The 13,016-nt window shown below is 42.3% G+C and carries 16 protein-coding genes; 1 reads left to right on the forward strand and 15 read right to left on the reverse strand.

All coding sequences use genetic code 11. From position 1 onward, the window contains the following. Nucleotides 1-92: 92 nt before the first annotated feature. The 15 genes from cidR to AC6CIB_RS09195 all read right to left on the reverse strand — a co-directional run bounded on the left by cidR (nt 93) and on the right by AC6CIB_RS09195 (nt 11,255). Complete coding sequence (cidR, locus tag AC6CIB_RS09125) at nt 93-986, reverse strand: cidABC operon transcriptional activator CidR (RefSeq protein WP_498280551.1); 894 nt, start codon at nt 984-986, stop codon at nt 93-95. A 166-nt stretch (nt 987-1,152) separates the two neighbouring features. Further along, the gene (locus AC6CIB_RS09130) at nt 1,153-1,470 is read right to left on the reverse strand and encodes an RNA polymerase alpha subunit C-terminal domain-containing protein (RefSeq protein ID WP_498279849.1); all 318 of its coding nucleotides are present in this window, start codon (nt 1,468-1,470) and stop codon (nt 1,153-1,155) included. A 548-nt stretch (nt 1,471-2,018) separates the two neighbouring features. Continuing rightward, nucleotides 2,019-2,342, reverse strand: coding sequence for a non-canonical purine NTP pyrophosphatase (locus tag AC6CIB_RS09135; RefSeq protein WP_498279851.1), 324 nt, complete (start codon nt 2,340-2,342; stop codon nt 2,019-2,021). A gap of 86 nt (nt 2,343-2,428) precedes the next feature. Further along, nucleotides 2,429-2,743 (reverse strand): hypothetical protein, encoded by a 315-nt coding sequence (locus AC6CIB_RS09140; RefSeq protein WP_498279853.1) that lies wholly within the window; start codon nt 2,741-2,743, stop codon nt 2,429-2,431. Nucleotides 2,744-3,084: 341 nt separating this feature from the next. Then, nucleotides 3,085-3,729, reverse strand: coding sequence for a uridine kinase family protein (locus AC6CIB_RS09145; RefSeq protein WP_498279855.1), 645 nt, complete (start codon nt 3,727-3,729; stop codon nt 3,085-3,087). A 217-nt stretch (nt 3,730-3,946) separates the two neighbouring features. Then, a complete protein-coding gene (locus AC6CIB_RS09150; protein ID WP_498279857.1) occupies nt 3,947-5,716 on the reverse strand; it encodes a M3 family oligoendopeptidase in 1,770 nt (589 codons plus the stop codon). A 460-nt stretch (nt 5,717-6,176) separates the two neighbouring features. Beyond that, nucleotides 6,177-6,791, reverse strand: a complete 615-nt coding sequence (locus tag AC6CIB_RS09155) for a hypothetical protein (RefSeq protein WP_498279859.1) — start codon at nt 6,789-6,791, stop codon at nt 6,177-6,179. Nucleotides 6,792-6,830: 39 nt separating this feature from the next. Further along, nucleotides 6,831-7,373: a signal peptidase I gene (gene lepB / locus AC6CIB_RS09160; protein ID WP_498279861.1), complete on the reverse strand. Its 543-nt coding sequence runs from the start codon at nt 7,371-7,373 to the stop codon at nt 6,831-6,833. 404 nt (nt 7,374-7,777) lie between these two features. After that, nucleotides 7,778-8,197 carry a DUF4181 domain-containing protein gene (locus tag AC6CIB_RS09165; protein WP_498279863.1) on the reverse strand — a complete coding sequence of 140 codons (420 nt, stop codon included), beginning with the start codon at nt 8,195-8,197 and terminating at the stop codon, nt 7,778-7,780. 34 nt (nt 8,198-8,231) lie between these two features. Next, nucleotides 8,232-8,783, reverse strand: coding sequence for an aspartyl-tRNA synthetase (locus AC6CIB_RS09170; protein ID WP_498279865.1), 552 nt, complete (start codon nt 8,781-8,783; stop codon nt 8,232-8,234). A gap of 85 nt (nt 8,784-8,868) precedes the next feature. Next, a complete protein-coding gene (locus AC6CIB_RS09175; RefSeq protein WP_498279867.1) occupies nt 8,869-9,021 on the reverse strand; it encodes a hypothetical protein in 153 nt (50 codons plus the stop codon). A 106-nt stretch (nt 9,022-9,127) separates the two neighbouring features. After that, nucleotides 9,128-9,655 (reverse strand): nucleotidyltransferase family protein, encoded by a 528-nt coding sequence (locus tag AC6CIB_RS09180; protein ID WP_498280553.1) that lies wholly within the window; start codon nt 9,653-9,655, stop codon nt 9,128-9,130. Between the two features lie 103 nt (nt 9,656-9,758). Then, nucleotides 9,759-10,199 carry a hypothetical protein gene (locus tag AC6CIB_RS09185; protein ID WP_498279869.1) on the reverse strand — a complete coding sequence of 147 codons (441 nt, stop codon included), beginning with the start codon at nt 10,197-10,199 and terminating at the stop codon, nt 9,759-9,761. Nucleotides 10,200-10,263: 64 nt separating this feature from the next. Then, nucleotides 10,264-10,461 carry a hypothetical protein gene (locus AC6CIB_RS09190; protein WP_498279871.1) on the reverse strand — a complete coding sequence of 66 codons (198 nt, stop codon included), beginning with the start codon at nt 10,459-10,461 and terminating at the stop codon, nt 10,264-10,266. Nucleotides 10,462-10,610: 149 nt separating this feature from the next. Beyond that, complete coding sequence (locus AC6CIB_RS09195; protein ID WP_498279873.1) at nt 10,611-11,255, reverse strand: SDR family oxidoreductase; 645 nt, start codon at nt 11,253-11,255, stop codon at nt 10,611-10,613. A 180-nt stretch (nt 11,256-11,435) separates the two neighbouring features. Between AC6CIB_RS09195 and AC6CIB_RS09200 the strand changes: the two genes are divergently transcribed. Then, the gene (locus AC6CIB_RS09200; RefSeq protein ID WP_498279875.1) at nt 11,436-12,377 is read left to right on the forward strand and encodes a nucleoside hydrolase; all 942 of its coding nucleotides are present in this window, start codon (nt 11,436-11,438) and stop codon (nt 12,375-12,377) included. Nucleotides 12,378-13,016: the final 639 nt, after the last annotated feature.

A 13,016-nucleotide genomic window follows, 5' to 3' on the forward strand; every position in this document is an offset into this window, starting at 1 on the left:
TCATCACCATAGATAATGTCTATGCAACGGCTTACATCTAAATGGTATCAATATCCACTTTTCCCAAATCGGGTGCAAAAAAAGAGCATTCCTCAGTCAGAAATGCTCCCCATCAATCGTTCCTGGGTAAATGTCAGCCACTCTTTCGTGGCATACGATAAATATTGATTTTTTCTCCAAATGATTGCGAGGTCCCATTCGATGACGGGCTTCACGACCCGGATGGCGACCAGATCCTCCTTCAACTGCTCATAGACACTGTACGGCAGGATCGAAATCCCGAGTTCGGCCTCGATCATCTTCCCTATGAAATCCCATTGGGAGCTCTCTGACACAACCTTCGGAAGGAAGCCTGCTTCTTTGCATGCCCCCCGGATCCGGTCATTTAAGGCAAAGTCCTTATTAAAGAGAATGAGCTGTTCTTTCTCCAGCTCATTCAGTTTGATCTGCTTCCTGCCGGAGAATCGATGCGTCCTCGGCACCACGATCCGCAGTTCTTCTTTCATAAAGGAAAAATGGTGGAAATCCTCTCCGGCAGTCGGCAGGACCCCTACCCCAACATCCAGCTGATCAGCGAGAATACCTTCTTCGATCCGCTTCGTCCCATTCTCGATCAGCTGGAACGTGATACCCGGATACAACGCATGGAACTCCCCTAGGACCCGGATGAACTGACCTGCATCCATGATCGGCGGCAGTCCGATGCGGATATGCCCCCGTTGCAGGCCGATCAGGTCGTCGAGTTCATGCTGGACATTCTCGAAGGCCTTATCAATCGTCTGGGCCTGCTTCAAAATCGCCCGACCCGCATCCGTCAGCACCAGCTGTTTCCGCGAACGATCAAACAGCTCCACCCCAAGCTCATCTTCCAAATTCCTGATCATCTTACTGATCGTCGGCTGGGTCACAAACAAATGATCCGCGGCACGGGTGAAACTCTTAAATCGCGTTACTTCTATAAAATATTTCAAATGCCTGATGTCCACTTGCTCACCTTCTTCTGTTGGATAGCATGGCACCATATTACCATACATGATGCTTTTTCACTTTTCGTCCAACACAAAAAAGCTTAGAGCGGATGATTCTTGCTCTGAGCTTTTTTGAACCGATAAAAATAATAAATGATTTTTCCCAACACCATTTTCATCTTATTTAACCCTTACGTGATTGCGGTTTTTCCTGTTTTTTAAAAGACAACCCATTCTCCCCCAACACCTTCCGAAGCTTCGGTATAGAAGACGGTCCCATACCGTGAAAGGCAAGAACCTCTTTCTCATTGAATGTCGATAACGTCTCTAAAGAGGTAACCCCATTGTTTTCCAATGCTCTTCTGGCTGGTGCAGGGAGGACGGAAAGAAATCCTGTTTCGGGTTTTCGTTCGTTCTCACAAATGGGACAGGTCGGGCAATCGCTCTTTTTCACATATCTGTGCCCTTTGTCGCATATCCTCACATTTTCATTTGGAGTCATGATAACACCTCTTTCTTATTATGTTGTGCTCCTGTTACGATATACGATCAGAGTAACCGTATTAATAAGATTGTTACAATGAGAAGCACTGATGCGCTGACCACCATTGTTTCCGTTATATCCATAAGAGCGGATCAGTCCTCGATCGTGACCAGATGATAGTGGTAGAAAATCTGGAAACATAACGATATTGCACACGCACTGAGGGGGCTCATAACGGAAAGGGCGACCAAACTCCTCTGATCATTCTTTCCATACCGAATGAGATTCACTACTGGAAGAGTCCAGGCCAGTAAACCCAGTATAAGGCTGCCAATATTTAGAAACCAAACATAATAATTCTCCACCATCTGCTGACATATTTTTTACTCATATTCTCCAAATCCATGATGACATCAGAAGAATCCCGCCTACAGATGCACCTGCCATCTGGTCTACCAGGAGATCACCCGTTTTGACAAAATGAATTGTAAATCGATTGGTGTTAAAAACCCAACAATTAATAGAATAATAGCCAATACTAACAAGCCTATAATCATTCATCCCCCTTATCGTGAAACCGAAAACCATTCCCCAAACTTCTTAATACCGGAATCCTCTTTTACCCTGTTGTATTTTATAAAATCCTGCTCATTAAATTCGGCCAGTGTTTTATGGAAATGCTGCGGGATAAATAGATACCAAAGATCGGACCATTTACTTTCATTCTCAGACCCTCTTATCTTCTCTGCGATGATTCCTGGAAATTTACTTTCAAAGAATCTCATTTCCTCTCCACCATAATAGGCCAGGCAGGATCTAAATTCACACTCCCGGTTCTCTTCACTCCCTAGCAATTTCAAAATCCCCTCGATGCCGATCGTATTCAACATTGTTCCTGAATACTAATCGTAAAAGTTGCTTTCCTTCAGGTTTCTCTACTCAATTAACTATAATCTCGAAACCTTTTAACCTATCATTAAAAATACGTAATGATCATGAAAATCAAACTGGTAAGTGTAAATAACACGGATCCATAAAACACTGAACCTACATTTGTTTTCAATTCATTATCCTTTTGTATTTTCCACCCTGCCTCACTCGCTTCCAGAGCGGCCCCTTTGGATAACGCACCACCACTACTGTTAAAAAAGAAAAGTCCCACCGTTATTCCGAGACCGATGAAAAAGCTCCACTCCCCGTAAGAAAAAGAGAACAGAAGGCTCCCGATCCAAATACCAATAGCAAGTATCGCAGCCGTCACTAATGACGTTCGTGTTATGAATTTCTTCACATATATTCCCCCTCGTATTACTAATACTTACCAATGGACTTGTTAAATAGTTTCAATTTTCAGTCAGATATCATTCCGACTCTACTAGATTCATATTTCAAATCATTCTTGGCATAATGCTCACTCTACACACCAGAGGCTCCCCCATCTAGTAACATATGATCGAGAAAAGGCAAAACACGGTTGCTACGCTTCCGATAACCTTTGAACTTCTTGTCACGCAATCACCCACTTTAAAATGAATACACAACCAATTTTTCCAATATATTCCATTTTACTCAACCATTCATTTCAAAAAAGAAGCTTACCCATTTCCCGATAAGCTTCCACTGATGAATGGACTACCATTCCATATCTTTCTCCACCCAATACCCCTCATCCGAATTCCTTACTACCACATCAAAATTCTCATGCTTCGGGTGCATAAAGACCTCGTATTGAATTCTCCGCTCGTCGTGGGTTTTTCGTAAATACTCCACATCCATGCCTCTTTCGGAAATATCTCGGATTCCCCTTCTCACGAGCTCCGTCTCACCATCTGTATAGAAGTAAATCTTAAGGTCGTAAAGATCGGGATTGCTGAACGCAACGGACATCCCTTCTACAATCGTCAAGTTGTTTCGGGACGAGATGAGCTGACTTCGTTCATAGTGGACGTCCAGGGTGTAGAAATCCAATCCCTCCCTCACCATCTTGACGTCCCGATCGAGGGCGAATAGATGATGGGCCGCAGGATGGCAGGCGGTCATTTTGGATTGATGGATTTCATTGTTGTACTCATATTGGATGGAAGTGTACTTTCTGACGTCGGAATTGACGATATAGGGATCGGTGTTGATATAATTGACCCCTTTTCCTTCCATGAGCGTCAAAAGCTTTTTGGCAAAAGTGGTTTTACCGGAAGCACCGTGTCCTGAAATACCGATGATCATTCTTCCATCGTGCTTGTTTAATAGATTGGTTATGTTATGTAAGATCTTATCCATGAACTCTCTCCTTATTCCTTATTCTAATCCTCAATCATCTCCGCTGACATCAATTTCTGAATGATCCTCGTCCTCATCTTCATGCTGATCAAAATTCCGGTCTGGATGATCACCGATTCCGCACCCTTAATTGCTTGATGATCATTACCAGGAGGAAACCGGCAAAGAAACACACAATAATAGAATAGAAGGAAGGGCAATTAGCAATTGAAGCTTTTCATCGGGAAGCTGCCAATCTCACAAACTCCTCGCTATCCTCTACACATAACCTCATCCCTTTTTCCCAAAAGGCTTCCTTCGTAATGTCTTCCCCCAGATGCTTCATGACGAGTTCTTCTGCCGACATGCTTCCTGAATCCCGCAAGAAGTGCATGTACTGTTCCTCGAATCCTTTCCCCGTTTCTTTCGCCCTGGCGAAGAGATTCAGTGCAAGTAAATAACCAAAGGAGTAAGGAAAGTTATAGAAAGGAGATTCTGTTTTATAAAAATGGGGCGTCCATACCCAAGAATGAACCGGAATCTCATCAAGGGAGCCAGCATAGCCCTCTTCCATAGCAGACTCCATCAGTTCGTTCAAGCGTGCCGGGGAGACGAACCCCTTTTTCCGTTCTTCGTGAAAGTTCTTTTCAAAGATGAATCTTGCATGGAGGTTCATGAAGTTCATGACGCTGCGCTTCAGTTTCTCATCGAGGAGGAACAACTTCTCTTCATCAGAATCCGCTTTCTCCATGGCCGCTTCCAGGATGATCATCTCGGCAAAGGTCGACGCCGTTTCGGCCAAGCTCATGGGATAGGACTTGTTTATCCCATTTACCGATTTCATCGCATGGTTATGAAAGGCATGCCCCAATTCATGCACAAGGGTCAATACCCCTTTGAAATTGCCATTGAAGGTCAGGAACACCCTGGACTCACCCGTTAACGGAAACCCTGCACAAATGGGAACCGCCGACTTATTCGGACGATTTTCTGCCTCGACCCAGCTTTCACGGAATGCTTTTTCCGCGAACTGTCCCATTTCCGTTCCAAATGTGCGAAATTGATCCTCGATCAACGCCGCCGCTTCCTCGTATTCGATTCCTTGATGATGGTGATTCATTGGGGACCAAAAGTGATAGGACTTCATTTTGTCATAGCCATTCATTTGTGCCTTCACGTTCAAGTATTGGGCAAACGGTTCTTTATAAGCATCCATCATCGAGAACATCGCATTCAGTGTTTCCCTCTTCATCCGATTTTGGGCGAGAGGAACATGGAGGACGTCCTCGATCCCCACGCTCTTATACATATTCAACCTGAAACCTGCCAGATGGTTCAGGATTTGCGCGAATTCCCCCTCATGTTCCTTCCACTTTTCCACCAATGCTTTATGAGATTCTTCTCTCACCGACTCATCCTGGTGAGAGCGAAGGTTGATGGCCTGTCCAACCGAGAGATCCTGACCATTCACCTGGACCTTGATACTGCTCATGAACGATTGATAGAATTGCCCCCAGGCGTGGTACCCGTCTGCCATGAGTTCCGACACTTCCTGCGAAGACTCCCGGTCCGCTTCTTCCCGCCATTCTTGGAGGATGAATCGATACTCCTTCAGATCCTCTGAAGCAAGCAGGCTTCCCCATACCGATTCCTCCGTATCAGCTAATTTCCTTTTCATGTTACTGTTGATAGAGTCATATTTTGATTGAAGAGCCGTGGTTTCGCCTCTGTAGAATTGTGCACCCTGGTCTTTCGGATTTTCTGAAAGAAGACATATGGCGTAGGATCTTGCTTGTGATATGGACATCTTTATTTCTCTAAGACGACCAAGAAAAGCTGCTAGTTGATCAGAATCGCTTATTGGCGTCGTCCACTCTTTCACGGTCTCTTCCAGCTCCAAAATTTTGCCTTCCGTCTGTTTCATATGTACATGTAATTCAGGTGAGGTGCTCCCACCTTCAAAGATACTGTCGAGATTCCATACTGGTTTATATTTTGTATGAGTCATCATAATCTCCCCCTATCAAGTTCCAATGAAACGTATGTTCTTATTTTACCTTTCTTTGAACTATTTTCCAACTCTTACTTATCTAAAATTCCAAAAGTTTTAATCCTACTAATTTGAAGGAAAGATCATGTCATCCCACTCACAACAAGCGCAAGGAAGGTTCCCTTACTTCTGAGTCAGTAAAACCCTCACGATTTTTCGACAAAAGGATCATATATTCCGAAACCGGGTCATAAATCATGAAATCCGGGTCATAAAGTGCTGAAACCGGTTCATAAATCCCAAAAGCGGATCATAAGTATCGAAAGCCGGTTCATAAATTCCGAGAGACCATGGTTTCTCGATGAATGAACCATCAAATCACCCCACAATGCCGCTCTAGAGCACTCTTTTAACGCAAAACAACTGATTCATCACCCAAAAAGCAGGATTTCAACTCAAAAACTCCGTAAAAATCCTTTTAATAAGAATCCATCATTTTCTCTTCTACTTTTATCTTCAGTAATAGTACCGTATCATTTTGCTTGATCATATTATTGACTGATTCCTCATCTTGATAATCAATCGTCCTCATTGAGTTACTCCCGGTCTCTCTATAAGCCGCCAGAATTTTCGTTTCTCCTAGTTTTAATTCTACTTTTTCTTTTCCAATGGCATAATCCCAAGAAGAAATGACATCCGTCCTAAAATCTTTTTCAATTCTTGATGGTTGTGTGCTTACACCAGGTCCATAGAGAAAGACTAATGTATCTTCTGCGTTCGGATTGATCATACCAAACCCCATTCGTCCCTCTTCCATTTCTTCTGGGCTATTGCCGTATGATAGTTCCGTTAATGACTGAGGATCTTTAGTTCCAGCGCTGTATCGTTCCACCCAAAGGTTTACCCACCTTTTATCCGCATTAGGCAAATAAAAGTCAAAATCAAATAAGACCCCTAAGTTTAAGCCTTCAAACGTATCCTCATATTCAGAATCTGTTTTCATGGAAATAGTAGGTTGATCGGGCTCGCGCTCATCAGAACACCCCACACTAATCAGGATTAATAGAATGACAAACATACAAGATCTTTTCATAGTACGCTCACCTGCCCCCATCTTTTTGCATCAAATGAACTACTCTCCAACAATCTTCATATCCTTAAGCGGATAAAACACAACATTCGTAGTCCCTACAATCTTCTCCATGGGAATCGCCCCAATATGCCTGCTATCCTTACTATCCCTTCTGTTATCACCCATCACGAACAGATGACCTTCCGGAACGGTCGATTGTCCGACAGCCGTATCCTCCAAGGTAAAAGGCATGGTCAAGTCACCCTGTACATTCTCTTTTTGTTCATCCAGGAAAGGTTCCTCATACGCTTTCCCGTTTACATATAACGTGTCCCCTTTATACTCGATCTTATCTCCAGGAAGGCCAATCACACGCTTAATATAATCCTGTTCCTCATTTGCGTGGAACACAACGATATCAAAGCGCTCTGTATCCCCTAATTTAGACACAATCATTCGCTCCCCGTCTTGCAGAGTCGTATTCATGGAAGATCCCTTCACCATGATAGGAGTGACCAAGAAAGTACGAACAATAAATACAACGACTAACGCTATAACCAAAGCTTTAATCCATTCTAAAAGCACATTTTCCTTTTCAACCACGCTCTTCATCCTCTTTCCTATACTTAAAATGAAAAATAGCACCTTCACACTGCTGCCCATTCCTTTGCCGCTTATTTGTTACACGCATTTAGGACAAACAACTGTCGCAGAGTTTTGACTGATTTCCTTATTTTGATGCATATAAAAATAAGGTTTCGACCATTGCACAACCTGATACAAATAAGATGGATAGAAGTCCAATGGCATCCACCAGATCAACCCTTTCAATCTATCATTTGGTTTTTTCTTACATACGTTTGAATCCGGTGAAAGTTTCATTTATTGGAAATTCATAAAAAAAGCTGAAGATCAAATGTCTTATTGAACTTCAGTTTTGGGACCCTTAATTTTTAATGTAATATCCCCTGTTCCCTCATCCTTTTTCTGATCCTTATTAAATATGATTAATCAAACAAACCAAAAAAATCCGTACTGAAAATCAATAGCAACGACAATGACAGTAAGACTAACTGAGAAATGGTGAATTTATAATCATTCCTATTTTCTGCGTATCGCTTCTCCACAACAGCTCTAATCGTTTCAGACACAATGACAGAGACAATAAGCAAGATATGAGTTTCAAAGAACCAAATTCTTTCTAGTGGAGGCTGGGTAGCATTGTATATACCGCCAACGACAATCAGGGTAGCGAAAGTAATTCTGATCATCCAATCTATCTTCTTATGTTTTTCATTCAAATGATGATAGGAGAAGAGCTTTTTCTTTTTTACTTTAAACCACTTTCTCATTCCTTTATTAAACAAAAATATCAACAATCCATAACTCGCTATAAACAGAAAAAATCTCAACCAGAATTGATCCATGTAATCGAATTCCCCCTCCCGCATGTATTGAATTCTATAATTCTAGGGATTCGATGATTTCCCGAGTATCTTTACGCAGCAACTTAACCTGTTGATCATTAAGATTTTTGTCGCTTTCTAAATACCAAAGATATAGCCCCTCCAAATGATATTCCTTTACTACTGAGGGGGATAAAATGGTCAAATTTAATACCGTAGCTTCTTGATCATCAACGGTCACCACTCTCTCATCACCTTTCCTGATCATTCCATAAACCAAGCCCTCTCCATGTCCTTGAATTCCTTGCAGCTTTTCATATTCTCGATTAGGATCTAAGGGTCCCCAGGTAAACATCCCGCTTTTCCAGCCGAATATTCCCTTTCGAACGACCGTAACCCCAAGGTTGGTTTTATCTTTAATGACAAAGTACAGGGACTCATCCCCCACCTTATAGGCAGGAATCAACTGGAGTTCCTTATCAACCGCCTGAATGGCTTTGTACGGTTCCGAATAAGAGTCCTGGTCTTCTGTATAAGCCCAGGCAGCCATTAGGGCAATAACAACTATAAATAAAAATACATATTTGAGAATTGTAGAGTTTTTCACGTTTTCTCCCTTCTTCATCTTAGGAAGGATCACCCGAAAATCTGTGCAGTGATTTCATATAATCCACGGTATCGATGTAGCTTCATTACCTCGATCTGCTGAAGATCATCGATGGTCCAGTTATGTATAAATCGAGAACTTCGATTCGATAGATATTCCCTGCATGAGCCCCTTCAATTACCTGCATCTGAAGCAGCTTCAAGTTTCGCTCCCCTAACTCTTGCTCTAAGTGCTTCAATCAACATCCCCCTTTATGAAATAAGTTAACATTCCAATTAATTCAAATTATTGATTCTAACTCATTAATAGTATTAAAATTATGACTTTATTTTACGGAAGACCATTTACTCCCCCTTATTTATATGGTGAACGATAATTCCAGGCCAAGTCCCCTTCCAGTTCTTCTTCCTTATCCGCTCTTCATAAATGGAAACTAGCTCTTCTGTCTCTCTAAAAAAAGGGGTAGGCTTTACTTCTAAATTGATCACATCATCTAGGCCACAAGGAGCCGTAAGGACCAACTGACCTTCCCTGTCCATCTTTACTCCAAGAGCAGTGGCTGTCTCAGGAAACTTTGAAATCACATCCTCTGAAGAAGTGTAGGGCGGAAGATCGTTTACAACATGCATCCTTGCCTCATTCTTAACAGACCAGGGGATGGCAGGCATGATGGATCGTAATTCTGCTTCAAACCTTTTTTCGATTTCTTCATCACTATTTTTTTCATCGAAATAGATGACATCCACATCTGGAGTATAGGTCCTCTCTTTATATCCATGGAGAGTATCCCATATTTTCGAACGTACAAATCCAGCGCATATCCACCAATCCGGTAAATCCAATGAGCCTGCAGCCTTAATAATCTCTATCATGCCAGGATCGTTCCCAATCAACTTGATGACATCTTCTTTATTTTTCAGCACTTGAACATCCCCCTCCAGCTATTCATTTCTCTCTATCCAGAAAAAGGTAAATCTACGGCTTTTCTACATTCACAACAAAACTGGTTAATTCTTCTTCATCAACAAAAACGTCAATCTTCCAAAGCCCTTCTCTACCCAGGGCGAATTTCGCACCACTCCTGTTATTGTCGATCCCCCATTCATATAGATGAACTGTTTCATTGGTTTCCTTATGAGTGGCTAACATCTTATACTTCTTTCCATTAACAGCAATTGAATCCTCCCGAAAATAAACATCATAATGTCTTCCCTCACCAACCGGAAACTCTGGTTCATCCCCTTCACCGTTAACCTTAGTCATTCCGAACACACCCTCGGTTCCATACAGGGTTACGTTTTCATGTTGAAAGGTTTCAGATTCCATCCACGTGGTTTCATCCTTCTCTCTGCTGCAACCAGAGAGAATGATACCGACCAGAATGAATAGTGAAAAAAATACCAATCTCCTATTCATAAAAAACCCCCTTTTACGATTGGATATCATGCCCTCCTGTGTAGTCTCCTTTCAGTAAATATTTCTACTCTCTGAATGATTTATAATCCTCCATATAGAAAGCCACATAGCCGCAGTTTGAACAAACAGCTGCTTTAGGTTTTGCCGAAACTTTATTAAAAAAACCTTTCCGTTTTTCACTTATTTTTATTCCATACATGACACCTTCAACATTGACGTTACACCCTTTTACCATTTCATTTTTGCAATGAATACATTCCATTTGACTCCCCCTCGAGCTTGTTGTTCAGGACCGTTATAACCCCATTTTGTCTTACTACCAATTATTTCAAAATAGGATGTTAATCACAATCATTAATTTTTATAAAAAAAGAATGACCACCCTCAGGATGATCATTCTTTCTTCTCAAATTATACGTTTCGAACAGCCTCTTCAATCCCATCATTTCCTGAAATCAAATCGAAGCCCTTGTTACATGTACGTTCTTCGTCCAGGCTCGCTACGATCGTGCCCGCTACATCTTCCCGCGGAATCGATCCTCTTGATAGATTCTCTCCTGCGGTCACCTTCCCTGTACCTGCTTCATTTAATAACCCGCCCGGCCGGATGATAGTATAGGTTAATCCGCTCTGTTCCAAAGCCCGATCAGCAAAATGCTTCGCCACATAATACGGCTTCAAGGACTCGTTCCAATTCTCACGATTATGTGCCTGCAGGGCACTCACCATGATGAACCGGTCGATTCCTGCCTGCTTGGCCGCCTCCATCGTTTTGACCGCTCCGTCTAAATCGATTAGAAGCGTCTTATCCGCACCCGTTTTACCACCGGACCCGGCTGTGAATACGACGGCATCGGTCCCCTTCAGACCATGTGTAATCTCATCCACCGTACCCTCTAGATCAACCAGTGAAGATTGGACGTCATCCTGTTCAAAGGCCTGGGCTTGCTCTTTCTTTCTCACAATGGCCCTTGGCGTATGCTCGCTGCTTTCTATTAAGAGCCTGATCACTTGCTTCCCGATTTGTCCGTTCGCTCCTACTACTGCTACGTTCATATCCTCATCTCCTTATTCTGATGAATTGAGTATGAATAAATCATCACATGTTTCGTGAATGATGACAAATCTTCTGTTTGGGCAGTACGTGGCTAACCTAATTGCTCTATCAAAGGAATAATCCCATTTATCTATTGATACGTTATATAAATACATCATAATTGGTTAGGAGAATGTCCGATGAAGAAAATCATTTTGTTTGCGGATCCCGGCATTGATGATTCCATTGCCATCATGTACGCCCTGCTGAACCCCGACATTAAAATACTCGCCATCGTATCAAGCTATGGGAATACATCAAAAGAGCAGGCCACGGATAATATCGCCTATTTGCTCAAACTTGCAGGACGTGAGGATATCCCGATCATCGGGGGAACCAATAGTCCCTCCACAGGGGAAATCCCAACGTATTATCCTGAGATCCACGGAGAGGAAGGGCTCGGTCCCATCAGACCCCCTGAGAGCTTATCTGGTGAACTCACCAATTTCTCAGAACTTTACAAAATCATCAAGGACCAAGACGATATCACCATAGTTGACGTGGGGAGAAATACATCCCTTGCCTCCCTTTACTTATTAGGTGAAAATATCGTCGAAGACATCAAGGAATTTTACATTATGGGAGGCGCCTTTTTGGTTCCTGGAAACGTGACCCCCTCTGCAGAAGCGAACTTCTATGGTGACCCCATTGCATCACAGGTGGTGGTCAGGGAACTGACCAATCTTTACATCGTTCCCTTGAATGTCTCGAACAAAGCCATCATCACCATGGACCAAATCCGTTACATCCAGCAGATGTCAGATAACCCATTGATAGAGATCATGGATGAAGTCATGGAATACTATATTGAAGCATATAAGAAGCTCATTCCTGGTATAAACGGTGCACCCATGCACGATGTCGTGACCCTATCCCTGATGGCGAACCCGGATATGGGGCGGTCCATCAGAAGGGAGGTCAACATCTTGACCACGGGAATTGGAATGGGAACGTCCATCGCAGATTTCAGGGCCAGTTCCAAGCCGGCTGAAAAAAACATCAACATCTTCCTTGAATTGGACTATCCACGGTTTGTCGAGGATTTCATCACGGTCATGGGAAAAGCAGATGGAAAACCCTGAAAAATCAATGGTCGATTATCAGGAAAGGAACGGTACGTTTCCTCACACCCGTGTATCTTCTTGATTAAGAGTTCAAGTCCAAACAATCCGCTTTCGCACGATTCACAATGACACAACTTTTCCTCTACAAGAACCAAGTAAACTATAATCTTTCAGAAAAGCTGTTTTCGTAAACTTTGTTGTTTTTAAATGTATGAGATTAATATGGTAAAATTAAATGATAATTGGATTTTTTGGGTTTGTTTGATGGGAGGATTGGCAAATTGAATAATAAGTTTTGGCGCTTGTTTCTGCTTATAATAGTATTATTGTCGCTGGTAATTAATAATTCAGATTCGATTAGTTATATGTTTAAGAATGTATTTAATTGTCTTTCAATTGCTACATTCGTTATTGTTGGACTCATCTATTTGTTTGGCAATACAAAAAGAGATAAAAAACTAAACTAGATAGCAGAAGTTGCTAGTGCCCCCGATACTCAGGAGGCACTGCGCTACGATAACACATCGTCATTAACCAAATGGACGCCAACATATTTTCGAAATCAACATATACCAATTTTCAGTTCGTGGCAAGGAAAATCAACAAGCCTATAACCCATTCTACGCACCGCCCCATCTAATCCTGATTACTTAAATT

Source organism: Rossellomorea sp. GQ25, assembly GCF_059758515.1.

Coding starts and splice junctions, on each gene's coding strand:
- AC6CIB_RS09130 (WP_498279849.1), bottom strand. CDS start 1,470: ATGACTCCAAATGAAAATGTGAGGATATGCGACAAAGGGCACAGATAT.
- AC6CIB_RS09135 (WP_498279851.1), bottom strand. CDS start 2,342: ATGTTGAATACGATCGGCATCGAGGGGATTTTGAAATTGCTAGGGAGT.
- AC6CIB_RS09145 (WP_498279855.1), bottom strand. CDS start 3,729: ATGGATAAGATCTTACATAACATAACCAATCTATTAAACAAGCACGAT.
- AC6CIB_RS09150 (WP_498279857.1), bottom strand. CDS start 5,716: ATGACTCATACAAAATATAAACCAGTATGGAATCTCGACAGTATCTTT.
- AC6CIB_RS09155 (WP_498279859.1), bottom strand. CDS start 6,791: ATGAAAAGATCTTGTATGTTTGTCATTCTATTAATCCTGATTAGTGTG.
- AC6CIB_RS09165 (WP_498279863.1), bottom strand. CDS start 8,197: ATGGATCAATTCTGGTTGAGATTTTTTCTGTTTATAGCGAGTTATGGA.
- AC6CIB_RS09180 (WP_498280553.1), bottom strand. CDS start 9,655: ATGATAGAGATTATTAAGGCTGCAGGCTCATTGGATTTACCGGATTGG.
- AC6CIB_RS09185 (WP_498279869.1), bottom strand. CDS start 10,199: ATGAATAGGAGATTGGTATTTTTTTCACTATTCATTCTGGTCGGTATC.
- AC6CIB_RS09190 (WP_498279871.1), bottom strand. CDS start 10,461: ATGGAATGTATTCATTGCAAAAATGAAATGGTAAAAGGGTGTAACGTC.
- AC6CIB_RS09195 (WP_498279873.1), bottom strand. CDS start 11,255: ATGAACGTAGCAGTAGTAGGAGCGAACGGACAAATCGGGAAGCAAGTG.
- AC6CIB_RS09200 (WP_498279875.1), top strand. CDS start 11,436: ATGAAGAAAATCATTTTGTTTGCGGATCCCGGCATTGATGATTCCATT.